This window comes from Desulfosporosinus meridiei DSM 13257, assembly GCF_000231385.2.
Classification (GTDB): domain Bacteria; phylum Bacillota; class Desulfitobacteriia; order Desulfitobacteriales; family Desulfitobacteriaceae; genus Desulfosporosinus; species Desulfosporosinus meridiei.
In genome coordinates, this window is the sequence record NC_018515.1 from 2,259,403 (window position 1) to 2,285,491 (window position 26,089).

A 26,089-nucleotide genomic window follows, 5' to 3' on the forward strand; every position below is an offset into this window, starting at 1 on the left:
ATCTTAACTATTGAGGATAACATGGAAGATTTGGCGAACTATCGCAAGATATTACATGTGGATATGGATGCCTTCTACGCTTCTGTTGAACAGCGGGATGATCCCTCTTTGTTGGGTAAACCTGTCGTAGTCGGAGGCAGGCCGAATAGCCGGGGGGTCGTCTCTGCGGCATCCTATGAAGCCCGTAAATACGGAATACGCTCGGCAATGCCTGTTGCAGAAGCTGCCAGGCGCTGCCCTGATGCGGTTTTCCTGCCAGTGAATTTCAAGAAATATCGGGAAGTGTCCTGGCAAATCCGGGAAATATTTTTGACCTACACCCCAATGGTAGAGCCAATATCCCTGGACGAGGCTTTTTTGGATGTTACAGGTTCAACTAGGTTATTTGGGCCGGCAGAGGACATTGCCTTAACGATTAAACTACGCATCCGGCAGGAATTAAGTTTAACTGCTTCTGTTGGATTTGCATGTAATAAATTTTTAGCAAAGCTTGCTTCGGATCTGAAAAAACCTGATGGGTTTGTGGTTGTTCACCCGGATAAAGTTCAAGAGTTTCTTGATCCGCTGCCAATCGAAAGAATTTGGGGAGTCGGTGAAAAAACAGCGGAGCAATTGCACAGTCATCGGATAAATACAGTCAAAGATTTGCGCAGTTTAGAGTTGAAGTTCTTAACTAAGCTTTTTGGTTCATTAGGAAGTCAGCTTTATCAATTGGCACGGGGAATTGACGATCGCCCTGTGGAAAGCGATAGGGTAGTTAAGTCCATCGGTCGCGAGACCACCTTTGAGTCTGATATTAGGGACGGTGATTTCCTGGAGAAGACCTTGTTAATGCTGGCCATTGACGTAGGTCGAAGTTTGCGTAAAGAAGCGTTACGAGGAAGAACTGTAACTCTGAAAGTCCGTTATGATGATTTTCGCACCCTGAGCCGATCACGGACTATTCATCGGGCGACGGATCTTGATGATGTTATATTTCAAGAGGCTTGTAGCTTGTTAAGTGAATTATCCCTTAAACAGCCTCTGCGCTTGATAGGGGTTACAATGTCGAACCTGACAGATCAGCACGAAAATCAAATTTCTTTATTTGAAGAGCCTCGGCTAGAAAGAGAGAACCTCACTAAAGTGCTTGATCTAGTCAAAGAGAAATATGGTGAGAAAAGTATTACAAGGGCTAGACTTTTGTAATACTTATAAGTAGGTCATTTGCGTATTCTTAAGCAAATGGCCTATTTACCTATAGTCAGCCTCTAAGTAGTAGCGTAACGTCGATATTCAATACGATAATCTGCGAATTATACATAAAAATGTCGATAAGTTTATTGTCAGAAACACCGCTAAACTACGTCTATAAGTAGTGTAGAGCTTGAAAGCATATCACTTAGATCATATTGATCATGTATGCCCAAGGAGCAAGAATATAGTATCAGCAGAAGGAGGGGATAGGAGAAGTCGAGCAGTTGTATTTCAGCCTTGGCTGGACAGATCATTTTTCTCTATAAATTATTCGAGTTCGATCGGCGAGTATCGAACATTGAATCACGAAATTGGAGGTAATACAATGAAGAAAAATTGGCGTTCTTTCTTGGCCGCGGCTGTAGTTGCAGTTTTACTTGTTCCAACAGTTTCTGCACCTATCGTATTGGCTGGAGAAATTAGTTCTGCTGAAGCTGTTGGGACTTTGGCCGCACCCCAGGTGGGTCTGGAAAAAGCAATTCAGATTGTTAAGACTAACTTTGACGTTCCTAATCAATATAAGGATTTTAACTCTTCTTATAATACTTATAATGGACGTCAGGTTTGGGCTTTACGTTGGAACGGCACATCGGAACAACCAGGAGAGTTCGCAGCAGAAGTTAATGCCATTAATGGTGATATTGTCAGCATGAATTATTGGAAAAATGAAGATCAATTGGCCAGTAGCCCCTCAGTTCCGACCATTACTAAAGAGGGTGCTCAAGAAATCAGCGATAAGTTGTTGAGCCAGTTATTGGGTAAGAGAACTGAGGAACTGAAGTTAATTCCAAGTGAGTCGGAGGTTGTACCCCTAAGTTATGGCCCGTTTTATTATTCGGTTCAATATCAACGCTTCATAAATGGCGTACCCTTTCTTGGCAATGGAGTAAATGTACAAGTCTCCAGTAAAGATGGACACATTAATTCCTATACTCTCAATTGGAATGATGTCAAGGCACCTGATGTAAATGGAGTGATTAGCGTCGAAAAAGCCCAGCAAGCATTTGCTGAAGCACCATTTTTCAAACTCTTGTATTGGGTTCCATCAGGATACAAACCTATGCTTGTAGGTCAAAAGCAAGAAGCAAAGCTTGTTTACCAATTAACCGGGGACAATAGTGGCGGGGCAATTGATGCTTTAACGGGTAAGCCCCTTCAACTCAATCCGGGTGAGTGGTTGTCTACAGACGCCTACGGAGTTGGTGGTATGGGCAGAGCCGAGGCAGAAAAGGCTAGTCAGGCAAGTAACTCGTCACAAATTCTAACGCCTCAGGAACAACAAGAAGTAGAACGAACCTCAAAGCTTCTTAAACAAGATGAGGCAATTGCTGCTGTGAAGCGTTGGGTTGAGATTCCGAATACACTGACGTTAAGCAGTGCTAATTTGAGTAAAGACTGGCGCAGTACTGATAAGCGTATTTGGAGTTTTGACTGGAACAGTGTTGAGACGAATAAAGAGCTGGGAAATCCCCAATATCTTAGTGCAAGAGTAAGTGCAACAACGGGCGAACTACTTGGATTTTCCATCGCTACTCAACAAAACGGCAAAGATGATGTCAAATTTGACCGGGCAGCAGCTCAAAAAGTAGCCGAAGAATTTCTTAAAAAGGTTCAGCCTGAACGATTCAATCAAGTTGCCTTAGATCCGGAAACGGATTTGATGTACAAAATGAACCCTGAACCATGGAATAATCAGGCCTTTTCATATGGTCGGGTGGTTAATGGGGTAGCTTTCCCGGAAAATAGCATGATTGTCAATGTGGATCCTGTGTCCGGCAAAGTTACGAATTATGAACTAAACTGGTCAGACTATGATTTGCCAAGTGTAACAGGAATTCTCAGCAAAGATAAAGGTGTAGAATTATTTCTGAAAGCACGACCCTTAACCCTCACCTATGTTCGTATTTATAGCAATGGGATGCCTGGTGACTTGCGGTTAGTGTATTTGCCAATTGCCAAAGAGCGCAATATGCAAAATTCCAATATACTGGATGCAAAAAGTGGCGATTTACTCGACTTTCAGGGTCAGCCTATCGAAAAAGGGCCAAAACCCTATACATTTAATGATCTGACTGGCGTTACTGGCGCACCTGAGATCACAGTACTGGGGCAAGCCGGCTTATTTGGGGATTATGGAAATAGCTTTAAACCCCTTGAGAAAATGAGCGTAAGTTCAATGCTGCGGGCCATGTACCTGAGCCGTTTTGGATTATGGGGAAATACTGGCCTCACCGATAAAGAGATTATCAGTAAAGCTAAAGAACTGGGCTGGCTGAAAGAAGATCTGAAGCCCGGAGATCCAGTAAATAGAGAACTTCTTGCTAAAGTTCTACTCCGCTACATCCAGCTCAACAAGCTTGCAGAGCTCAAGGATATTTATAAAGTAAGTTTTCAGGATTCTGATCAAATCAGTTCGGATGCCCTGGGATATATTGCTTTGGCCAGCAGTACAGGGATAATCAAGGTAGAAGGGCAAGTTCTAGCACCACGTGATACTGTGAGCCGTGCTGAAGGTGCTACTGCGCTCTTCAGAGCTTTAAACTGGCGTAATTAAGAGTTAGAAACAAACTATGATTATCATTTCATCATGAGTTTGATATAAGTAGTGAGATGTGAATGCTTTACAGAAAGTCCCCTCGTTTAAATTGACGAGGGGACTTTTGTTGTCTGCAGAGAAGCTATTTGCTTCTTTCTACCTGCAGTGACATAACATTCATTAAATAATCGTAAAGGATGATAATTCATTGACAACATAAAGTAAGAATAATGCTATAATTACTTAGAACCAGATTTGAAAATCTCATATTTAAGTATCAACAATAAGGCAATATTACTACATACTAATCCACACTAATTTTTAATCCGGATAATCGTTCGGAGGGTTGGACGAGAACCATTTGACCAGTTTGGTTAAATTGAAACTGATACGATTCTCCGGAGGTTTGTCCAATCGCTGTTTTCCAGCTGAAGTTATTCATAGACACGCTTGGATCTCCACCACCGTTAGAGCTGCTTGTCCAGGCTACGACAGCATCAGGATCGACCACACAAGGTGCTTCTAACATAAGCGGGTTGCCATCAGTCATGACCGCAACTTGTTGTAGCTGATTTGAGATGTTCGTCAGGACAGTGGAGGCCAATCCCTTTTGGGATAGTACTCCGCTTCCTATTAAACGCACATCATATTTTAAGTCGGTGGGAAAGGCTAGTAGATTTTCACTCTCGACTGAAAGACAATCCCCGGGTTCAAGTTCGAAAACGGAGACATGATAAGCATTTTTTGCTAAATATATGATTCCTGAACCTTCGACGGTCATTAATTCTATGTTTTCTCCGGTTAGAGTTCTTTTGGCTAAACCAAGCAGAGAGCCCATGACACCTCCGCCATTGTCTGGTCCCAGCAACATCTTGTCGAACTTGAAGTTCCCTTTATAGGCGACCATTGTTCCTTTCTTGGCAATAAATTTACCCGTGCCTTCTATTTTACAGCATAGTTCTTCTTCGACATTAAACTTAAACATTGTATTAGCCTCCTTGCTAGATTTGATTTTCGATTTTTTGCTATATAAAGATATTTAGAATATATACCAAAAGTAATATCTGTACAATGAGTAAACAAATCAACGTTCAAAAGGGTTCGCGGAGATTTATTAGGTAAAGCTGAGGAGTGAGAGTATTGGACAAGGATTATAAATATGTCGGGCGCACTTTTCCAATTCATGATGCAGAGCAGAAAGTAAACGGTAGTCTACAATATTTAAGTGATATGAGGCTGCCAAATATGTTATATGCCAAACTGCTTTTGAGTCCAATCGCTCATGCTCACATTACCAATATTGATACGAGTAAAGCTGAGGCTTTACCGGGAGTTGTAAGAGTATTTACCCATCTAAATACCCCTGCCAAAACCTACAGTCGCTATAGAATAGTGCCTGACCAAGAGTTTTGCTTAGAGGATGAGCGTCTTTTAACTGAGAAGGCTCGCTTTGTCGGAGATCGCATTGCCGTTGTGGTAGCTGTCAGCAAAGAAATCGCCACCCAGGCTATTGATCTCATTCAAGTTGACTATGCAGAATTGCCTGTACTAAATACTCCCGAAAAAGCCCTTGAGGAACAGGCGGACAAAATTCATTCTGCAGGGAACCTGCTCCATGAATTTGAATACAAAATCGGGGAGATAGATCTTGCCGAAAACTGTGTTGAGGTTGAAACTTTAACCAATACACAAAAAGTGCATCATGCGGCAATGGAACCCCATGTTTGTCTGGCGGATTACGACAGTTCCGGCAAGCTCACTCTCTGGGCTGCCTGCCAAGGCGTATTTGGGGTAAGAACTGTGGTAGCTGATTTACTGGAACTGAGTTATAACAAAGTCAGAGTCATTAAAGTTCCTATGGGGGGGTCTTTCGGCGGCAGGCAAGAAATTATTTTTGAACCCCTAACTGCTTTTCTAGCCAAGGAGGTTAAGCGTTCGGTCAAACTAACCTTGACGAGGGAAGAGACCATTATATCTACAATGACTCGACCCGCAACGAGTTCCAGAGTAAGAACCCTGGTTAACCAAGAAGGTCGATTAGTTGACTGTAGAGTAGATACCGTATTAGACGCCGGAGCGTATGCGACGAGTTCTATTGACAATACTTATGTAATGGCTAAGAAGATATGTAAATTGTACAGAATCCCTTACTATGAACATAGGGGAAAAACCGTTTATACCAACACCCCCGTAGCCGGTGGAGCACGAGGATGGGGTGCACCGGAAATCATGACTGCTCTCGAAATTCATATGGATGCTGTGGCGAAAGGGTTAGGAATAGATCTTATAGAATTTCGGCTCTTGAATCTTGTCCATCCTTATGACTTAGATAAAACCTCTCAAATTTCTTTGGGGAATGCTCGGGTTAGAGAGTGTCTCCTTAAAGGTGCCGAAGCCTTCGGCTGGAGTGAGAAATTTCAACGATGGAATAAAAGGCCGAATCAAGGCAGATTCCGCAGAGGAGTAGGATTAGCCTGTGCTGCCCATAAAAATGGAATGTACGGAGGATTTCCCGAACACAGTACCATGACCTTAAAAATGAATGAGGATGGCAGTTTCATCTTGAACACCGGTCTCCATGAATTAGGGTGCGGAACCATTACCTCCATTACCCAAATTGTTGCAGAAGTCCTAGACATCGACCCTAAATTTATTACGACCTTAGAAGCGGATACAGAAAACGGTCCCTATGATTTTGGTTCTTACGGTAGCAGGGTTACTTATATCTGTGGCGCATGTGCCTACGAAGTTTCCCAGAGGGTAAGAGAAAAAGTATTGGAGTGTGCTTCGCAAATACTCCAAACACCTATTGAGTCTTTAGAAAATGGGGCGGGCAGAGTATGGGTTAGGGGAGATGAACAGCACTATCTAAGTTATCGAGAAATCGCCACAACCGCCAAACTTAAGTATGATACGGACATCGTGCTTACTCATACCTATCATGGAACGTCCAACCCAGGTGCTTATGCTGTGCATTTTGCCGAGGTGGAAGTTGACACAGCCACGGGAAGAGTCCAGGTCAAGGATTATTTGGCAGCCCATGATATTGGTAAAGCTATCAATCCCGGGATGGTTGAGGGGCAGATTCAAGGCGGTGTGCAAATGGGGATTGGTTATGCTCTCTATGAAGAAATAAAGGTTACGACTGATGGAAGTATTCTTAGCAGAAGCTTGAAAAATTATCATGTGCTTAATGCGCCGGACATGCCTGAGGTGAGAATTCTATTGATCGAAGAGGGTGGAGATGAAGGGCCTTACGGTGCCAAGAGTATTGGAGAAATTGCCTTTGTTCCGGTGGCTGCGGCGGTAGTCAATGCTGTTAATAATGCCTTGGGCACATCTTTGTCAAATTTGCCTCTGACACCGGAGAAGATTATGATAGCCCTGAATGCGAGGCGGGATGTTTCAGGCATAAGGCACGAATGAAACCCACTCTTTATTTAATGGGAAGAGTAAAGATATGTATTTAGGAAGAAATATCAAAAGGCAGAGGATAAGGGTGACAACATGCAAATTGAGTTTACGGTTAATTGGAAAGTGTACAATCTGACGGTTTCTCCAACCCTGCGGCTGATTGATTTGTTAAGAGAAGAACTGGGGCTAACGGGGACTAAAGAAGGGTGTGGTGAAGGAGAGTGCGGATCCTGCACGGTGATTATGAATGGGAAAGCTGTTAATTCCTGTTTAGTTCTTGCATCCCAAATTAGAGGCCAAGAGATCTTGACAATTGAAGCTCTTGAAAAAGATGGACTGGACAAGTTACAGGTATCCTTCATCAAAAATAGTGCTGTTCAATGCGGATTTTGCACTCCGGGAATGTTGATGTCAGCTAAAGCACTATTAATGAAGAATCCTTCTCCCTCGGAAGAAGAGATTAAAACTGCAATAGCCGGTAATTTATGTAGATGTACTGGGTACAATAAAATAGTCCAGGCAATTAAGGAAGCCGCCGAATAAGCGTGTTGCGGCGTGTTGCGGGGACGGTCCTTTTAACACACAAATGTGTGTTAAAAGGACCGTCCCCGCAACACGCCAACACGAAAGGAGTTGATGTTAATGAGCTGTAATTTTGATCAGGTAATCGATCGTCGCAAGACTTGTTCTGTAAAGTGGGATTTCAATCAGCGGATTTTTGGTCGGGAAGATGTTTTGCCCTTGTGGGTTGCAGATATGGACTTTCAGGCTCCTGAGGCTGTTATTGAGGCCTTAGTTCATCGTGCTAAGCATGGAATCTTTGGCTATTCAGATGGAATGGACGGTTATTATGAGGCCTTAACTAACTGGCTGCACCAGCGCTTTGGCTGGGAGATCCAACGAGATTGGGTAACCTTTAGTCCAGGAATTGTTTTTGGCTTATATCAATTAGTAAATAGCTTAACTAAGCCTGGAGATAAAGTTCTTCTGCAGTCCCCTGTATATCCCCCCTTTTTTAACGCTATTAAAAATAACCATCGTGAGCTAGTCAATAGCCAACTAATCTTTGCCAATAACCGATATGTCATGGATTATGACGATTTGGAAGAAAAGTTTTCCAACGGAGTTAAGATGATGATTCTGTGTAACCCTCATAATCCGGTTGGGCGGGTTTGGGAGCGGGGGGAACTCGAACGCTTGGGAAAACTTTGTCTCACCTATAAGGTCATAGTAATCTCTGATGAAATTCATGGAGATCTTATTTATAAAGGGCATCGCCATATTCCCTTTGCTACTCTTTCACCTGAAATAGCTCTTCAGTCAGTAGTTTGTACAGCGCCAAGTAAGACATTTAACCTTGCTGGTTTACAGACTTCTAACTTAATTATTCCGAATCCGGATTATAGACAAGCCTTTCAAGCGGCTAGGGATTTGACGGGGATACATAATCCTAATGTCTTTGGTATCACGGCTTTAGAAGCAGCCTATAGATATGGCTGGGATTGGCTAAATCAGTTGATGGACTATTTGCAGGGAAATGTGGATTACTTAATATCGTCACTTGTTCAAATCTCTCATGTTAAGTTGATTCAGCCCGAAGGGACTTATTTGGCTTGGTTAGACTTCAGGGATTTAGGGATGGATCCCAAGGAGTTACAGAAGTTTTTAGTACACAAGGCTGGGGTGGGACTAAATCCAGGCTTTCAATTTGGCCCTGGCGGAGAAGGCTTTGCCCGTCTTAATATCGGTTGCTCCCGTTCAACACTTGAAGATGGTTGTGAACGGATTAGAGTTGCAATTGATAAATTAGATCTCCATGTGTAAAAAACGAATATAAATATAATCCCATCTTCTCTGCTGATTACCGTTGGACGACATTTTACCACTTTTGCATGTATTACTGACAAAGGAGACCTATAAATATGATTGTTTATATAGCACTATTGCGAGGAATAAACGTAGGTGGAAAGAATGTTATAAAGATGGCTGAATTGAAAAAAGTATTTGAAGCTATCGGACTTTCTGATGTCAAGACATATATACAAAGTGGCAATGTATTATTCAAATCAAACCAAGGAGAGGAATTTCTGCGGGGAAAAATTGAGCATCAAATTGAGGCGGTTTTTGGATTTCCAGTTACGGTTATTTTGAGAACGTCGGCAGAGTTGGAACAACTGGTTTCGAATTGCCCATTTTCAGAGGAAGAATTAGCAGAAGCGGAGGCGTCTACTGAAGCAGAGAGTCAATATGTAGCACTATTAACCCACGTACCCTTGCAAGAAAAGATTGCATTGCTGGACGCTTATAGAGGTGAAAACGACCAGTATCGAATTATAGGGCGAGACGTATTTCTCTTATTCAATCATAGTATTAGAAATTCAAAGCTTGCTACTAACCTTTATAAACTTGGTGTATCAGCCACAGTACGTAATTGGAAGACGCTTAATAAACTTACTACGTTAGCTAAAGCCATGGATTGACGCTCTTATGCCCATTATTCTTGTTCGCGAACAAAAGTAGGATAATGAAAGTTCACTATATGGTAGTTTAACGAACAAGTTTATCTCTTCTTAAAGTAACTTATTCGGAAAGTTACTTAACGATATATGGAAACAAAAAAAGGTGTAAACCCCTTAATAAATGAGGGATTACACCTTCTAACTGAATAGTTATGCACTTAATACCTTCCGCGTCTGCAATCTCTAATTATATTGAAACCTAGAGCCTTTTCTTGAAAATATTCGGTATTATTTATATGCTTCGCGTTCGAATCTATCTTATCACTGTCTAAGGAGCTTGAGGACATTTCTTGATCGGTTCTTATAGAATCAGACAAGTGCTCCTTCGGCAAATCTATTGAATTGCTTGTAGAGAAAGCTACGGGCTTATCATCGTTAGCTTCATTAAGATATCCTCCATTTTTTAAAACGGTATATGCAAATTTGAATTCAGGAGGCAAAAAATAGAAATTCTCAATGGTTACAGGTTTTCCTGCTCCTGGAAGGTTTTTTAGTTCTCCTCTTTCAATAGCTTCTCGAATTTTTCGTTCAGAAACAATATCAACACACTTATCCAATTATTTCACCGCCTAAACACCTTTTAGTATTAGTAATATTATAAAACTAATTAATTGCTGATTCTAGTAGTATATTCTGTACGCCAGACGTTTTCAATCGGGTTTCAAAATAGAAATGTCCTTCGCTAAAGACCCATAATGTGAAAAAGTAATCAGTGCTACTTCTGCCGAAGGATTAAATTTATCATTTGTGTCTTTCATAATATTCCTAATAACATTTATAGTTTGCATTGTCGTAGCCTTCCTGTATTATGAATAATGAACGGGTACTTTTCAATGAACGCTTCGTAGAGTATGTGTTTTAAGGGTTGTCAACGAGAGACCCGGAAGGATTTGATCGGAAAAAATTCCACGTCCAATTACCAGAAGAGGACTTATCTTAATGAAAAATTCTACTACTCCTGGAGGGAAGCTTATGGATTTTATACTCAAGAATGATTGTTTGAATATTGACTGGAATTGTGTATCTCAAACTCTAAGAAAAGTTGGCATGGCTAATTTTGCTGCAGATATCCATCAAAAAGCTTTTGAAAATAGTCATACTGTGGTATTTGTCTTTGACGAAGAAAAACTGATTGGTTTTGGTCGTGCAATTTCAGATGGAGTATATCAAGCCGCTTTATACGATATAGCAGTATTACCGGAGTATCAAGGCAAAGGGATAGGACGAATGATTATCAATAATATTGTAAAATCACTTCCGATGTGTAACTTTATTTTGTATGCGTCCCCGGGCAAAGAAAAGTTTTACGAACGGTTAAACTTTAGAAAAATGAATACTGGAATGGCCTTATTTCAAAAGGCTAGTGATATGACGGAAAAAGGTTTTACTGTATGATTATTTATAATCAATAAAAATACTATACCGTAATCTTGCCAGCAAAAATTTAACTTGGGGCCATGCGGGTCTGGCCACAATGGTCAAGCATTGGCCAGCTTCTAATTGCACGGCCATAGGGTATCGCAATGTCGATTTTGAATATCAAAACTCAAGTTCTTTCCTCACAAAAAAATTGAAACAGCCACGATTCTGCGGTATTAAAATACCAAACTGCAGGTCGCGGCTTTTTTTGTGTTGTGGGGACGGTCCTTTTAACACACGAATGTGTGTTAAAAGGACCGTCCCCACAACACACACCACAACACACACCACAACACACACCACAACACACACCACAACACACACCACAACACAAAACTGGTAAATTTTCGAATCCCTCACCGTTTAGGAGACTTCCCAATACACTATTAAAAAACCGGGATGTGTAAGGGGGGGATGCCATTGAAACCAGTTGTCGAAGTTCATAATGTTGGCATGAAATATCAATCCCTAAACGGGGAAATTACAGCGCTGGAAAACATCAATTTTTCGGTTCAAGATGGAGAGTTTGTAAGTATTGTCGGCCCAAGCGGGTGCGGAAAGTCAACCTTATTATCAATCATTTCAGGCTTAATAGCATCTACCTCAGGTGAGGTTCTTTTATCGGGGGAGAAGGTCACGGGGACATCTCCGAAAATTGGCTATATGTTGCAAAAGGATCATCTTTTTAATTGGAGGACTATCTTTCAAAATGTAATGCTTGGCCTGGAAATTCGAAAAAATGTCACAAGCTCTGCAAAAGAGTATGCCATTAAACTTCTAAAAACATATGGGCTTTACGAATTTAAAGACAAATATCCTAATCAACTTTCAGGAGGAATGAGACAAAGAGTAGCTCTTATCAGAACTCTGGTAACCAATCCCCAGATCCTATTATTGGATGAAGCTTTTTCAGCATTGGATTATCAGACTCGTTTAATTGTTAACGATGATATTTATGACATTATCAAAAAGGAGAATAAAACTGCCATACTTGTTACCCATGACATATCTGAAAGCATAAGCATGTCTGACCGCGTTATTCTACTTTCCAAAAGACCAGGCGAAGTAAAACATATTTATGAAATTAATTTCAATATCAAGAACAGAACCCCTTTTTCATCTAGGGAGACACCTGAATTTAGATATTATTTTCAAGAGATATGGAAGGGGTTAGATGTCCATGTCTAATTTGATAGACGATAGGGTCTCGAAGGAGACTCAAGTCACAAATATTTCTCAGGAACACATTGATTACTTGCACAGAGTTAGGATGGAAAAAATCTCAGTGCGAGTTATTCAAATACTAATCTTTGGTGTGGCTTTCTTGCTTTGGGAAATATGTGCTAATACCAAAATAGTAGATCCATTTATTACAAGTCAGCCGTCGAGAGTTTTTAATACAATGGTTCGCCTTTATGAAGATGGGGTTCTTTTTCATCATATTGGAATAACCTGTTGGGAAGCCTTCGTGGGCTTTGTCTTAGGAACCCTTGTCGGGACGATAATAGCCATAATGTTGTGGTGGTCTGAATTTTTGTGCAAAATCTTAGAACCATACTTAGTAATTCTAAATAGTTTGCCTAAAATTGCCTTGGGTCCAGTTTTTATTGTATGGATTGGTGCGGGGCCTCCGGCGATTATTGTTATGACTTTAGCTATTTCACTGATCGTAACAGTTTTGGAAGTGTTAAACGGCTTCTTAACGGTTGATCGAGAGAAGATCAAACTTGTTCAGACCTTTGGCGGTTCAAAATATCAAGTCCTTACAAAAGTAGTGCTTCCGGCTTCTTACCCTACGATTATCAATGCTTTGAAAATCAATGTGGGCTTGTCATGGGTAGGGGTTATTGTTGGAGAATTTTTAGTTTCTAAAGCGGGGTTAGGTTATCTCATTGTCTACGGGGGGCAAGTATTTAAACTAGACCTAGTTATGACTAGTGTCATTATTTTAGGTGTGGCAGCAGCGGTCATGTATCAGGGGGTGGTTTACCTTGAAAAGATGCTTGTGAAAAACAAGGCTTGAGTCAATGCTTAGGCAGCATGTAAAAGGTTGAATATCTTAAAGGAGGAGCGACATGTTTAGAAAAAGATTTATGCCCGTACTTATTACCGTGATTCTTGGGATTTCTATGGTGCTCTCTGGTTGCAACAAGCAAACTGAGCTGACTAAGGTTAAATTATCTGAGGTTACCCATTCTGTTTTCTATGCTCCCCAGTATGTAGCAATGAGTAAGGGGTTCTTTAAAGAGGAAGGACTTGAGGTTGAACTAACTAATGGCCAAGGCGCTGATAAGGTTATGACCGCCGTATTATCAGGCCAAGTAGACATTGGTTTCGCTGGACCTGAGGCGAGTGTCTACGTCCATAACGAGGGAAAAGAGAATAACAGCGTTGTTTTTGCCCAGTTGACCAACGGGGATGGAACGTTTCTAATGGGCAGAGAACCTGATCCTGACTTTAAATGGAGTGATCTGAAAGGAAAGACCGTAATCGGCGGACGTAAAGGTGGAATGCCAGCGATTGTCCTCCAGTATGTGTTGAGCAAAAATGGCATGGCGGTAGGAAAAGATGTCTCCATTGACACGACGATGCAATTCGCGGCAATGCCCGGAGCTTTTATAGGAGGGCAAGGGGATTATGTAATTATCTTTGAACCTACTGCATCAAGCATGGAGAAAGAAGGTAAAGCTTATATAGTTGCTTCTTTAGGTAAAGAGAGTGGAGAAGTTCCTTATACTGCCTATTTTGCGAAGAAGAGTATGATCGAAAAAAATCCAGAGCTTATTCAGAAGTTTACGAACGCCATCTATAAAGGGCAGAAGTGGGTAGCAAGTCATACTCCTGAAGAAATTGCCTTGGCTATAAAGCTTCAATTCCCGGAAGAAAACGACCAAATTCTTATTAGTGCTATTAAGCGTTATAAAGAACAAAACTCTTGGAAAACAGACCCTATTCTCCAGGAAAATGATTTTTATCTCTTGCAGCAAATCATTAAAGATGCCGGAGAGCTTAACAAAATAGCACCTTACGAAAAAGTTGTCACAAAGCAATTTGGGGAAAATGCTATAAAGAATGTTAAGTAATCGAGTGAAAGTTATTTAAAATAACTTGGGATTAGGCTTATAGCTTGATCCCTTTTTCATATAAAGAAATATATCCAGAAGGCAAAAAATTAAGGATGAAAGAAAGTCCTACACAAGCTAATTGACAGAAATTCAAGAATACTGGATAATAGAGGAATCATCCTAAAAGACGTAAAAAGATGTTAGAGATTTTAAGCGGCTGAGTTTAATAAGTCCGATTACGATATGGAGAAAAGAATGATAAATCAAAAAGAGTCTACTGGGTTAGCGGTTTTATTAATACTTATTTCCACATTTGGTTTTAGCTTGTACCCGATTTTAGGAAAAGTAGTTTTTGGAGGAGGGGCAGGTCTTTCTACAGTATTATTTGTTAGGTTTTCCATAGCATCCCTTATATTCTGGGCGATAACCATTTGGCGAGAAGGATTCCCGCGCATGCCCCTTAAGACTTGGCTGATTTTATGGGGCATGGGCGGAGTTGGATATTCTATGATGGCCGGTTTGTACATATCTTCAGTATTATATATCCCGGCATCATTAGCAGCGTTGCTTCTATATGCCTATCCAGTAATTGTTACCATCATAGCAGTTTTGACAAAGCAAGAAGAATTTTCTTTACTCAAGTTGGCTGGCTTGATTATTGCAACCTTTGGCTTAGTCTTGGTTTTAGGCATAGCATTGGAAGGGATTAATTATCTCGGGGTCATACTTGCTCTTAGCGCTGCCTTCGTTTACTCGTTTTATATAATCGTTGGCAACAAGTTGTTAAAAACAACAACTCCTTTAGTAAGTACTTCAGTAATTTCGACCTCTGCAGCATTTACCTATGGCTTAATCGGTTTACCAATAGGCGGAACAACCTGGAATCTTTCCTGGGGCACGTGGCTGGGAATTGGGGGTATTGTTCTGTTCTCAACGATATTAGCTATGCTGACATTTTTTGAGGGTATAAAGCGTATGGGTCCGACTTCTGCCTCAATTATAAGTACGACTGAGCCTGTGATGACTGTTATTTTAGCAGTTGTTATATTCAATGAGAATATAACCCTCTGGCAGGCACTGGGGGGGGGATTCGTTATCATGGGGGGGATTCTAGCGGTTTTATCCCCAGCTCGAAAGCGGATTAGTCCAGTTGATCCATCAGCTCTTTAATTATAAGACACCCTGTTCTAAAACGGTCTTTAAATCCCTAGTGCTTCAGAATATACTCATCTAGTTTTCTAGCCTTTTACTGACTTCATAAAGTTGGTGAGAGGCTCTTGTCATTATGGTGAATAATTACCTTTCTCATTTCTTTGACATGTTTCAGCTTTTGTTGTAAGTACATTGTGGTAAAATGAGCTTAAGGAACACCTAATTATTAGAAGCAAGAGTCTTGAAATTAATCAAAGTTCATTTAGGATTATAGAAAGAAGGGATTTAGTTGGGAGATATGAGTACACTTCAGGGGAAGAAATCTAAGGTGAGTGTACTTTTTGCTAGATATTGGAGAAGACTGGGAGTTGTCTTTTTAGTTTTTATCATTTGTTTGACAGGTGGAATTACGGCTTATATATCCTCATTAGATATTAGTAAGTTACAAACACCTTTGGCACGACCTTCCTTCTTGTATGACCAAAATGGCAACCGAGTTTCCCAGCTTTCATCATCACGAATAGAACCTGTTTCAGGGCAGCAAATCCCACTGGTCATGAAAAATGCAGTAATAGCAGTAGAAGACCGTCGGTATTACGAGCATAAGGGGGTCGATCTTCGTTCAATTATTCGTGCTCTTTATCGTGATATAATTTCAGGTGACTTTTCCGAGGGTGGAAGCACCATCACTCAGCAATTGGCGAAGAACCTTTTCTTAGCTTCGGACAAAACTCTTGCCCGAAAATTAAATGAAGCGGCCTATGCCTTAAAGATTGAAGCTGTGCTGGACAAGGATGAGATTTTAGTCGCTTATCTTAATCAAATATATTATGGCGAGGGCTGTTATGGTCTGCAAAATGCGGCCCAGCTTTATTTTGATAAAGAGGTTGAAGATCTGACATTACCTGAATCTGCATTGCTTGCCGGATTGCTGAAAGCACCCAGCATTTATTCTCCGTTGAATAGTAAGGAAAAGTCCTTAGAACGTAGGAATATTGTACTTACTTTAATGAAGGAACAAAATTATATTTCCTTAGATGAGTATCAGGATGCCCTAGTTCAACCAATTGTTTTAAAGAAAGGTTCTCTAAGCGACCTTTCAGGCCAGCACGCACCTTACGTTGATTATGTGATTGAAGAAGCAATAAATCGTATCGGATTTTCTGAAGAGCAAATTCTTAACGGTGGTCTGAAAATCTATACTCAAATGGATCCTCTTGTCCAAAAAGCAGCTGAAGAGGTCTATGGAGAAAATCATTACTTTCCTAAAGGGACATCTGACCAACTCGTTCAAAGTGGTGTGGTTTTATTAGATCATAAAACCGGGGGGATCAGGGGATTAGTCGGATATCGTGGTGCGAGAGTTTACCGCGGGCTTAACCATGCCGCTTCATCCCAATTTCTGCGCCAGCCAGGTTCTACCTTGAAGCCCTTGGCGGTTTATGCTCCAGCCTTGGAAAAGGGCTATAATTCGGATTCAACGGTGGAGGATCATCCTCTAAATATTAATGGCTACAGCCCTCAGAATTATGATAATCAGTATCGTGGGTATATTACTATGCAAGAGGCTGTTCGACACTCTTGGAATGTGCCGGCAGTTTGGTTACTTAATAAGATAGGGATAGACAGCGGGGTAGATTTTGTGCAAAGGTGTGGGATCACTTTGGAGCAAGAAGACCACACCCTTAGTTTAGCTTTGGGTGGTCTTTCTCATGGGGTTACACCTTTACAGATGGCGCAAGCTTATGGAGCCTTTGCTAATCTTGGAGTTATGAATAAGGCTTATGCCATAAGTAAAATTACTACGGATGAAGGAACTGTGCTCTACCTTGCACAACCTGAAACAACTCAAGTGACCACTCCAAGCGTAGCCTATATGATGACCCTCATGCTGGAGGATGTGGTCACAAACGGCACCGGTGAAAATGCCAAGCTATCCCGACCGACAGCGGGCAAAACGGGGTCAGTTGAACTTCCCCAAACTCAAGAATTCGCGGACATCAGCAAAGGGGTTAAAGATGTTTGGTTTGTGGGTTATACACCGGAACTTACGGCGGCAGTATGGATGGGTTATGATAACACGGATCATAACCATTACCTTACTACCTCAGGAGGGGCAGAACCTGCTGTAGTCTTTCGTGAAATCTTGTCGCGTGCGCTAGAATCAACACCGGTTGTCCCATTTGAAATTCCAGAGGAATACATTGAGCAGAATAGATTATCCAATAAATTATATAAGTGGTTTGAAGAACATTTTAAAAGGTAATGCTGATAAAATGTCGAATAACTTATGTTGTGTTAAAATAGGGTACTTTTAAGATGAGGAGTGTCGATTAAATGAAAAAACAAATATCAAGGGTTGGTCTGGTATTAATGGTTTTAAGTATTGCCTTTTTTGTATTTGGCTGCGGAGCTCCTAAAAAATCGGAGAATCATTCTCCCATCAGTGAAGCCAAAGTAGTTAAGATCGGGGTCTTACCTATTGAAGATAATTTGCCCTTCTATGTTGCGGAAAAAGACAAACTATACACTAAAGAAGGTGTTCAAGTAGAACTAGTCAGCTTTGCCAGTGCTATGGAAAGAGATGCTGCACTTCAGGCCGGACAAATTGATGGTCAGGTAGCTGATTTGCTGGCAGTTGCTTTATTAAAGAAGATTGGTGCCGATGTGAAGATTGCCTCCATAGGGCTGGGGGCTACTCCCAAGGAAGGGCGTTTCGCTATTTTGTCTTCCCCTAAATCGGGCATCACAGACTTGGCGGGTTTAAAAGGAGGGACCCTTGGAATATCTCAAAATTCAATTATTGACTATGTCAGTGATCAAATGCTCCTGGATAAAGGGGTTCAGCTGGATAGTGTAAAAAAAGTATCAATTCCTAAGATGCCGGTGCGCTTAGATATGCTGCTGTCAGATCAGATCAATGCTGCTTGTCTTCCGGATCCGTTAGCCTCATTGGCCCAAGCAAAAGGGGCTCACCTACTTATTGATGATACTTATAAGAATATTTCTCAAACGGTTTTCCTCTTTCGAACCGAAAGTATAAAAGCTAATTCCGAAGGAATTAAAGCTGTCCTTCGGGCCTATGGTACTGCCGGACAAGCTTTGACAAATAATCCGGATCAATATCGAGATCTATTCTTGGAAAAAGCCCAGATTCCTCAAGAATTGAAGGATAGTTATCAAACCCCGACCTTCTCCAAGCTTCAGCTTCCAACTGAGGAAGAGGTTCAGAGTGTGATGAAATGGATGGTAGAAAAGAACCTCATTCCCCAAGCTTATAACTACCAAGAACTAGTTGATCCCAATCTTCTGCCCAGCTCGTAGTCTTAAATGGTCAGCTGATTAGGTTCTTGAGATTTTCACTTTATGCCTAATATCCCTTGGAAAAGGAGAGAATAACCTGTGATTGAAGTTTCGCACTGTGATTTCATCTATAATCAAGGAAAGTCACAGGTTAAAGTATACGATGATTTTAATTTGACGATTGAACGGGGAGAAAGCTTAGTCTTGATCGGCCCTTCAGGCTGTGGCAAGAGCACTCTTCTTTACCTGCTATCAGGATTACTGAAGCCTACGGTGGGCAAAATTAAGATTTTTGGCGAGTCTGTTAAAGGTACCCGTCAGAAAACAGCTTTTATACTACAAGAGTATGGGCTATTTCCTTGGCTTACAGTTGAGCAAAATGTAAGTTTAGGGTTACGAGTCAGGCATACGGTTAAGAGAAGCTATAAACCCCTCGTTGAGGAAATGATTCGGAAAATGGGCTTAGGAGAAGTAAAACACAATTTTCCCAGTCAATTAAGTGGAGGGCAAAGGCAGAGAGTCGCATTGGCTCGAGCCCTAACTCTCCAACCGGATTTGCTGTTAATGGACGAGCCTTTGTCAGCTTTAGATGCTTTAACCCGGGAAAGACTACAAGGGTTGCTCTTAGAAATTTGGCAGGAACAAAAGTTGACAACAGTTTTAGTAACTCATAGTATTGAAGAAGCCGTTTTCTTGGGAAGCCGTATTTTGGTGCTTCTTGATGGCAGACCAACAAAAGTTGTGGGGGAAATAACGAACCCACTAGTTGGAAAGCCGGGCTATCGTCAGACAGAAGAGTTTTTCCAGAAGACCAGCTATGTACGTTCACTTCTTGAAAGGGGTGGACTTGATGAATCTGCAAGGTAAAGTATTTCAAGGGAAGTCCTGGGGCTATTTAGGCGCTATAGTATTTTTACTAGCTCTTTGGCAATATGCAGCCTGGAGTCTTCAGACACCCCTTTTACCGACACCGCAGGCGGCAATCGCCGCCACTATTCGCTTATTTGATGCAGATCTCGGAAAACACTTCTGGGTTAGTACCTATCGGGTAGTATTATCAACATTGACTGCGTTTCTAATCGGACTACCATTGGGTATAATTATGGGCTATGAAGGTCGGATAGACCGATTTTTAGCTCCCCTAGTTTATATCACTTATCCGATTCCTAAGATTGTCTTTCTGCCGCTGATTCTTTTGTTTCTAGGATTAGGAGACGGTTCCAAGATCTTTCTGATTACCTTCATTGTCTTTTTTCAAATATTAGTCACAACTCGGGATGCGGTCCGTAAAGTACAGTCAGAAACAATTTCATCTTTGCGATCCTTAGGGGGAAACCGTTTCCAAGTCTACCGCTATGTACTCTTACCCGCAAGTTTACCAGATGTCTTCACATCTCTTCGTTTAAGCATGGGTACAGCGATTGCGGTTTTGTTCTTTGCTGAGTCCTTTGCAACCACCGAAGGTTTAGGGTATTTCATCATGGATTCGTGGAGCCGTGCTGCACCGGATGAAATGTTTGCGGGGATTATTATGATGGCCTTGCTTGGAGTCGGATTATTTATTGTTGTAGATTTTTTTGATAATATCTTTTGTCGCTGGCAGCACTTAAATGGATATAAGGAGGGGAAGTAATGGCAGAGTTCAGAGAAATCAGTTCTATTGAAGAGTTTGAAGGAATCTTAAACGAGTCTCAGTTACGCAAAGTTTTTATTTTCAAACACAGCACAACCTGCCCAATCAGTGCTCGTGCTTGGGTGGAAGTACAGGAGTTTATCCGGGAAAGCAACAATGAAGTGCTTGTGGTTATGATCAAAGTGATTGAATCTCGCCCCACTTCGAATTTTGTGGCTGAAAAAATGACGGTTAAGCATCAATCTCCTCAAGCGCTGCTGATTAGCCAAGGACAGGTTCTGTGGCATGCCTCCCATCAAACAGTTACTCAGACAAATCTTACGAAGGCTTTGGAAGGTCAAGATTTGCCTTTTAATTTAATGAGTTAAATGCATTCTTCCATTTTTCTCAGTTAGTTTGAATCTTAATTCCTTGGCTATGACACTGTTATCGTGATTCCTGTAAAACGGTTTTTACTTTTTGCGAGTAATGAAGAAATTGTAAAATTTAATATTAAGGGGCTGTGTGAAAACACAGCCGAGAGAAACCGCTAGAAATCATTAGATTTCGGCGGTTTTTCCGCGTATTTGAAAGAAAAATGGTATAATTAAGACAAGGAAAGTACGAATGAGGCAGGTGTTTTCCCTTGTCAAAACCGGGTAAGAAAGTACATAACCAAGTTGTTTTCAAAGAGTACAATCAGAATCAACTGAGCTTACCAATAGATTTGGAATGTCTTATTCCTCCCAATCATATGGTCAGAGTGGTAAACTCTGCTCTCGATCAAATGAATCTAGAACCTCTTTTAGCTAAATATCCTGGAGGTGGACGTTCGAGTTATCATCCCGTCATGATGACCAAACTGATCGTTTATGCCTATGCCGATAAAACGTTTTCTAGCCGCCGCATAGAAAAGGCAGCCCGCGAAAACATCATGTATATGTGGTTGTGCGGAGGAAATAGTCCGGATTTTAAAACCATCAACAGCTTCCGGGGCGAACGTATGAAAGATGTGTTGGTTGAGATTTTTAGTGAGGTTGTTGAACTTTTACATAAACAAGGCTATATCAAGCTGGAAAATTACTTCTTAGACGGGACAAAAATAGAAGCTAATGCTAATAAGTACAGCTGGGTCTGGGGAAAATCGACCAAGCGCTACAAAGAAAAGTTGCGGGAAAAGTGCCGAGAACTCTTTGAATTTGTGGATTTGGCCAATCAGAAAGAAAATGAAGAGTATGGGGACCGGAACCTAGAAGAACTAGGAGAAGAAAAACCGATTGACTCCCAGGCTATAGAAGAAGCGGTTAAAAAGATCGACGAACGATTAACCCAAAACCCAAAGGAAAAGAAATTTATTAAAGTTAAAAGAGTCTTGCTGAAAGATTACTTACCTCGTATGAAGAAATACGAAAAACAAGAGGAACTGCTGGCAGAGTGCAATAGTTACTCAAAAACGGATACAGACGCAACCTTCATGCGTATGAAAGAGGATGCCATGAAAAACGGGCAACTGAAGCCAGGTTACAATGTCCAAATAGGAACAGAAAATCAATTTGTCGTAGGATACTCCATCCATCAATCGGCGGGCGATACCAGTTGCCTGAAAGAACACCTGGAAGAGTTGAAGAAAAACCTAGGGGGTAAGCTTCCGGCCAACATCGTTGCCGATGCGGGGTATGGCAGTGAAGAGAATTACGAATATCTAGCTCAAGAGAACCTTGGGAACTATGTCAAATATAATACTTTTCATAAGGAAGCAACAGCCAAGGGGAAACCTGATCCGACCCTGGTTCAAAATTGGCTATATGATAAACAGAAGGATGAATACACGTGCGGGTTTAGGAGAGTTCTAAGATTCAAGTACATAAAAACTCAGAAAAGCAAGAGGGGTTACCGAAGTACCATTCGAGTCTATCAAAGTGATGATTGTCAAGATTGTCCATACCTCAAACGTTGTATCAAACAAAGTAATAATCCGGATTTCAAGAAGCAGATCTACATTAACCCTAAAGGCAATGAACTAAAAGCAGAGGCACGGGCTAATCTGACGAGCGAATACGGGCTAAAAATGCGCAGTTTAAGACCTATAGAGGTGGAAAGTGTCTTTGGAGATATCAAAGGCAATTTTGGTGTGCGACGATTTATCCTTAAAGGATTGGAAAAGGTCAAGCTGGAGTGGGGATTACATTGTATTGCCCATAACATGAGAAAACTGGCTGTCGTCTTGGGATAGACGGTCAGCCAGTTTAGCCTTCCCTATTCGAAACTTATTAAGGGGCGTGAGAAACTAAAGTTTCAACACGCCCCCTTAATATTTCTGTAAAACAAGTGGTGGTATGATTTGTTGAAGTATTTGTTGTATGATATGTTAAAGTGAAAGGAGTCAATTTGCGAGTTCGATTTGGAAGGGCGGATAATATGAAGTACACCGAATTTGAATTCAAGACAAATGATGGAACTAAACTTTTTGCACGGGAGTGGCAGCCGGTCAGCAGTCGGCTTCGGGGTGTTGTTTTCCTGGTTCATGGTTTAGGAGAACATAGTGGGCGCTATGCCAATCTGGCTCTAAAACTAACTCAGGCGGGGGTTGCATTGTCTGCCTTTGACCAACGCGGTCACGGTAAGTCACAAGGCCAGCGAGGGCACTCGCCATCTTTCGATAGGCTGTTAGATGATATTACCTGCTTTAAAAATGAGCGTTCAAAATGTTTACCAGGTTTGCCTTCTTTTCTATATGGACACAGTTTAGGCGGCAACTTAGTGCTAAATTATGTTTTGCGTCGACAACCCCAGTTTTCCGGGGTGGTGGTAACAAGTCCCTGGCTCAAGTTAGGGGTTGAACCTCCAACACTGCTTAGGGTACTGGTAAGATTTTTAAGTAAGCTGTGGCCAACTTTTACAATTTCCAGTGGACTGCTATTAGATGCCCTTTCTCATGATCCCAAGGTTATTAAAGCTTATCAAGAAGATCCTTATATTCATAATAAAATCTCTCTTGGTTTACTTACAGCTATGGATTGCGCAGGACTTTGGGCTATTAAAAATGCCAATCAATTTAATCTTCCTTTATTGCTAATGCATGGCGGAGGAGACAAAATTACATCTCCTGAAGGATCTAAGGAATTTGCCGCTTCTGTACCTGAAAATTGTACCCTAAAAATCTGGAGAGACTTATTTCACGAGCTGCATAATGAACCGTCGAAAGAAGAAATACTTAACTACGTCATTAACTGGCTGGAAACTCAAAGTAAACGTCAAGATCAGTGAATTAAATTGGATTATGATTGAGGTGTAATATGGAGGCGACTAGACAGCTCTATTGGAATATTGACGGGAAGTCAACAATGTATGCTTTTGCTCTGATCGCCTTGGTTGTTTTTACGATTGGAATCATTAACAAGATTAGGGGTTGGCAGCAGGGGAGAGCTTTGGCATTTGATAATTTGAGTTTGAGGCTTCGAGAGTTTATTTCTACAATGGCTAGGCACGACCAGGGAGTTTTTAGAGGGAAATTTCGCCGTTATGCCCATTTAGGAATTTTCTATGGTTTTATAGTTTTAACCTTCGGAACCTTGGTTATTGCTATTCAGGATCATTTTGGGATCCCTTTATTCTATGGGCTGAAGTATTTAGTTTTAAGCTTGTTGCTTGATTTGTCTGGACTCTTGGCAATGGTTGGAATATTGATGGCTGCTTACAAACGATATATCGATAAACCCGACCATGAGGATTACACACTAGACGATGCCCTCTTATTAATCATTGTATTTTCAATTCTGCTAACGGGTTTTTTCTTAGAGGGTTTAAGAATTTACTCTGTATATGACCCGTGGGCATGGTGGTCGCCAGTGGGTCTGTTCTTTGCTCTAATGATTCAATTATCCGGCTTATCGACTGAGTTGTCTTTAGCTGTCCATGCCTTTATCTGGTATTTTCATATGTTATTGACCTTTGGGTTTATTGCCTATATTCCTTATTCCAAGTTGTTTCATATGTTTGCCTCTCCACTTAATATCTTCTTGAAATCCAATTCACCCATTGGCACCTTGACTCCGGTTGATTGTTTGTCAGAAGGTGAGAAGAGGGTTGGGGCCGGGTATTATTATGAATTTAACAAGAAACAGCTGCTGGAATTAGATGCTTGTATTTCTTGCGGAAGATGCCAGAAAGGCTGTCCGGCACATTTAAGTGGAAGACCCTTGTCTCCAAGAGTTTTGGTGCAAACCTTAAAAAAGCATGCTAATAAAAAAGCTACTCCGCTAATCGATCAGGTGATTTCCCAAGAGACCCTCTGGTCATGTACGACTTGTGGACTTTGCGAGGTCAAATGTCCGATCTACATTGAACATATAAAAAGAATTGTTGATTTGCGCAGAGGCCTTACTTCCTCAGATAATGATTTTCCTGTTGAGATTCATTCGGTCTTTAATAATATTTCTGAATCCGGAAATCCTTGGGGAAACAATGTAAGATCGGTTTTTTCTAATTTAGAATTAGCATCCTCACCCCAGCAGTGGGAGAAAAAACAGACGGATGTCCTGTATTGGCTAGGGTGTTATGGCTCATATGAATCGCGTAATCAGAAGGTTTCTCAGTCAATGATTACTATTCTAGAGAAAGCAGGAATTGACTATGCGGTATTGGGAGGAAAGGAGAAGTGTTGCGGAGATTCCGTCAGGCGCCTCGGTAACGAAAAACTCTTTCAGCAGTTGGCCTATGAGAATGTTAAAACATTAAACGGATATAAATTTAAAACAATTTTGACACATTGTCCTCACTGCTTTAACACCTTAAAAAATGATTATCCACAGTTTGGTGGTTCTTATCAAGTGATGCATCATTCGGAATATATCCTAGAGCTTATTCGTTCCGGGAGAATAATACTCAAAGAATCCAATGGAAGCAAAGTTACCTTCCATGATCCCTGTTATTTAGGAAGATACAATCAGGTTTATAATGCTCCAAGAGAGGTTTTGAAGGAAATTCCTGGGTTAGAATTACTCGAGATGAAGAATAATCAAGGAATGGCTTTTTGTTGTGGCTCAGGTGGTGGTAGTATATGGATTGAGGATAAAGGAGATAAAAAAATTCATAGCCTTTTAGTCAAAAAGGCTATGAGAACTGAGGCAGATATTTTGGTCAGTGCTTGTTCATTATGTTTGAAGACCTTGAGTGAAGCGGTAAGTTCTGAGAGTGTGGATATGCAAAGTAAGGATATAGCTGAACTTGTAGCAGACGCTCTTTAACTATCTAATGGGATTACGAACCAGGCAACCAGATAGGCCAAAAATCCTGTTCCTCCTACGAACATTAGTAGAATAGCTGCAATCCGGACAAGACTTGGGTCTAGGTCTAAGTACTCTGCTATTCCTCCGCAAACCCCACCTATTTGTTTATTAAGGCTAGATCGATACAAGCGTTTCGACATATTTCCTCCTCCTTTTCGATCATTTTCAGCCTGTGAATAATTTCTCAGCTTTGTTTTCTCTTTGTGCTTTCTTTACCATTACACTCTTTATACGTACTAGGTAATGAAAAAGTTACAGATTTTTTATAAAATACTCTACCCAATTTGCTTATCTACTCAATAATCCTTTCAAAACAAACTCTTTAGGAATTAAGTTTATTATCGAAATCAGAATTATAAAAAAGAGTTCTTTAACCAATTGTTCGGTAAAGGGACGCTGATTGATTTATTAAAATATGGGTTGGCTTGGAATTGTTCTCGATAAGCAACTAATCAGTGATTTATATTATCAAATATATGTTATATTAATTTATCTTGCTAGACCTAAAATTTGACAAGCTTAAAAAAAGATAGAATAATGGTGGT

Annotated in this window: 22 protein-coding genes; 19 read left to right on the forward strand and 3 right to left on the reverse strand. The window is 41.0% G+C overall.

Annotation, left to right across the window (positions count from 1 at the left end):
- The first annotated feature begins 21 nt into the window (after positions 1 to 21).
- Positions 22 to 1,188 carry a DNA polymerase IV gene (gene dinB / locus DESMER_RS10385; protein WP_014903002.1) on the forward strand — a complete coding sequence of 389 codons (1,167 nt, stop codon included), beginning with the start codon at positions 22 to 24 and terminating at the stop codon, positions 1,186 to 1,188.
- A gap of 373 nt (positions 1,189 to 1,561) precedes the next feature.
- Positions 1,562 to 3,790 carry a YcdB/YcdC domain-containing protein gene (locus DESMER_RS10390; RefSeq protein WP_014903003.1) on the forward strand — a complete coding sequence of 743 codons (2,229 nt, stop codon included), beginning with the start codon at positions 1,562 to 1,564 and terminating at the stop codon, positions 3,788 to 3,790.
- 286 nt (positions 3,791 to 4,076) lie between these two features.
- Here the strand turns inward: DESMER_RS10390 and DESMER_RS10395 are convergent, their stop codons facing one another.
- Positions 4,077 to 4,757, reverse strand: a complete 681-nt coding sequence (locus DESMER_RS10395; RefSeq protein WP_014903004.1) for an AIM24 family protein — start codon at positions 4,755 to 4,757, stop codon at positions 4,077 to 4,079.
- Between the two features lie 146 nt (positions 4,758 to 4,903).
- Here DESMER_RS10395 and DESMER_RS10400 point away from each other — a divergent pair, with 146 nt between their 5' ends.
- The 4 genes from DESMER_RS10400 (at position 4,904) to DESMER_RS10415 (ending at position 9,666) form a co-directional block, all read left to right on the forward strand.
- Positions 4,904 to 7,198: a xanthine dehydrogenase family protein molybdopterin-binding subunit gene (locus tag DESMER_RS10400; RefSeq protein WP_242831079.1), complete on the forward strand. Its 2,295-nt coding sequence runs from the start codon at positions 4,904 to 4,906 to the stop codon at positions 7,196 to 7,198.
- A gap of 81 nt (positions 7,199 to 7,279) precedes the next feature.
- The gene (locus tag DESMER_RS10405; RefSeq protein WP_014903006.1) at positions 7,280 to 7,729 is read left to right on the forward strand and encodes a (2Fe-2S)-binding protein; all 450 of its coding nucleotides are present in this window, start codon (positions 7,280 to 7,282) and stop codon (positions 7,727 to 7,729) included.
- 99 nt (positions 7,730 to 7,828) lie between these two features.
- Positions 7,829 to 9,010 carry a MalY/PatB family protein gene (locus DESMER_RS10410; protein ID WP_014903007.1) on the forward strand — a complete coding sequence of 394 codons (1,182 nt, stop codon included), beginning with the start codon at positions 7,829 to 7,831 and terminating at the stop codon, positions 9,008 to 9,010.
- 98 nt (positions 9,011 to 9,108) lie between these two features.
- The gene (locus DESMER_RS10415; protein ID WP_014903008.1) at positions 9,109 to 9,666 is read left to right on the forward strand and encodes a DUF1697 domain-containing protein; all 558 of its coding nucleotides are present in this window, start codon (positions 9,109 to 9,111) and stop codon (positions 9,664 to 9,666) included.
- Between the two features lie 197 nt (positions 9,667 to 9,863).
- Here DESMER_RS10415 and DESMER_RS22585 read toward each other — a convergent pair whose 3' ends face one another.
- Positions 9,864 to 10,262, reverse strand: a complete 399-nt coding sequence (locus tag DESMER_RS22585) for a DnaJ family domain-containing protein (RefSeq protein WP_014903009.1) — start codon at positions 10,260 to 10,262, stop codon at positions 9,864 to 9,866.
- 415 nt (positions 10,263 to 10,677) lie between these two features.
- Here DESMER_RS22585 and DESMER_RS10425 point away from each other — a divergent pair, with 415 nt between their 5' ends.
- The 13 genes from DESMER_RS10425 (at position 10,678) to DESMER_RS10485 (ending at position 25,502) form a co-directional block, all read left to right on the forward strand.
- Positions 10,678 to 11,100, forward strand: a complete 423-nt coding sequence (locus tag DESMER_RS10425) for a GNAT family N-acetyltransferase (protein ID WP_014903011.1) — start codon at positions 10,678 to 10,680, stop codon at positions 11,098 to 11,100.
- Positions 11,101 to 11,544: 444 nt separating this feature from the next.
- Entirely contained in the window at positions 11,545 to 12,312 is a 768-nt protein-coding gene (locus tag DESMER_RS10430) for an ABC transporter ATP-binding protein (RefSeq protein ID WP_014903012.1), read from the forward strand.
- On the forward strand, positions 12,305 to 13,147 hold the full coding sequence (locus DESMER_RS10435; protein WP_014903013.1) for an ABC transporter permease: 843 nt from the start codon (positions 12,305 to 12,307) through the stop codon (positions 13,145 to 13,147). Before DESMER_RS10430 ends, DESMER_RS10435 begins: the two co-directional genes overlap by 8 nt.
- A gap of 52 nt (positions 13,148 to 13,199) precedes the next feature.
- Positions 13,200 to 14,207, forward strand: coding sequence for an ABC transporter substrate-binding protein (locus DESMER_RS10440; RefSeq protein ID WP_014903014.1), 1,008 nt, complete (start codon positions 13,200 to 13,202; stop codon positions 14,205 to 14,207).
- Between the two features lie 237 nt (positions 14,208 to 14,444).
- Complete coding sequence (locus tag DESMER_RS10445) at positions 14,445 to 15,359, forward strand: EamA family transporter (RefSeq protein WP_014903015.1); 915 nt, start codon at positions 14,445 to 14,447, stop codon at positions 15,357 to 15,359.
- 280 nt (positions 15,360 to 15,639) lie between these two features.
- Positions 15,640 to 17,607, forward strand: a complete 1,968-nt coding sequence (locus DESMER_RS10450) for a transglycosylase domain-containing protein (protein ID WP_042334439.1) — start codon at positions 15,640 to 15,642, stop codon at positions 17,605 to 17,607.
- A 71-nt stretch (positions 17,608 to 17,678) separates the two neighbouring features.
- Positions 17,679 to 18,665 (forward strand): ABC transporter substrate-binding protein, encoded by a 987-nt coding sequence (locus DESMER_RS10455; protein WP_014903017.1) that lies wholly within the window; start codon positions 17,679 to 17,681, stop codon positions 18,663 to 18,665.
- A gap of 78 nt (positions 18,666 to 18,743) precedes the next feature.
- Entirely contained in the window at positions 18,744 to 19,511 is a 768-nt protein-coding gene (locus DESMER_RS10460) for an ABC transporter ATP-binding protein (RefSeq protein ID WP_014903018.1), read from the forward strand.
- Positions 19,495 to 20,277, forward strand: coding sequence for an ABC transporter permease (locus DESMER_RS10465; protein ID WP_014903019.1), 783 nt, complete (start codon positions 19,495 to 19,497; stop codon positions 20,275 to 20,277). The genes DESMER_RS10460 and DESMER_RS10465 overlap by 17 nt, the downstream gene beginning before the upstream one ends.
- On the forward strand, positions 20,277 to 20,645 hold the full coding sequence (gene ytxJ, locus DESMER_RS10470; RefSeq protein ID WP_014903020.1) for a bacillithiol system redox-active protein YtxJ: 369 nt from the start codon (positions 20,277 to 20,279) through the stop codon (positions 20,643 to 20,645). Before DESMER_RS10465 ends, ytxJ begins: the two co-directional genes overlap by 1 nt.
- 257 nt (positions 20,646 to 20,902) lie before the next feature.
- On the forward strand, positions 20,903 to 22,489 hold the full coding sequence (locus tag DESMER_RS10475) for an IS1182 family transposase (protein ID WP_014903021.1): 1,587 nt from the start codon (positions 20,903 to 20,905) through the stop codon (positions 22,487 to 22,489).
- A gap of 185 nt (positions 22,490 to 22,674) precedes the next feature.
- Positions 22,675 to 23,523, forward strand: a complete 849-nt coding sequence (locus tag DESMER_RS10480; protein ID WP_042333659.1) for an alpha/beta hydrolase — start codon at positions 22,675 to 22,677, stop codon at positions 23,521 to 23,523.
- Between the two features lie 29 nt (positions 23,524 to 23,552).
- On the forward strand, positions 23,553 to 25,502 hold the full coding sequence (locus DESMER_RS10485; protein WP_014903023.1) for a heterodisulfide reductase-related iron-sulfur binding cluster: 1,950 nt from the start codon (positions 23,553 to 23,555) through the stop codon (positions 25,500 to 25,502).
- On the opposite strand, the gene DESMER_RS10490 is transcribed toward DESMER_RS10485, so the two are convergent.
- Complete coding sequence (locus DESMER_RS10490; RefSeq protein ID WP_014903024.1) at positions 25,499 to 25,684, reverse strand: PspC domain-containing protein; 186 nt, start codon at positions 25,682 to 25,684, stop codon at positions 25,499 to 25,501. The two genes, DESMER_RS10485 and DESMER_RS10490, sit on opposite strands and share 4 nt — an antisense overlap.
- Between the last annotated feature and the right edge of the window lie 405 nt (positions 25,685 to 26,089).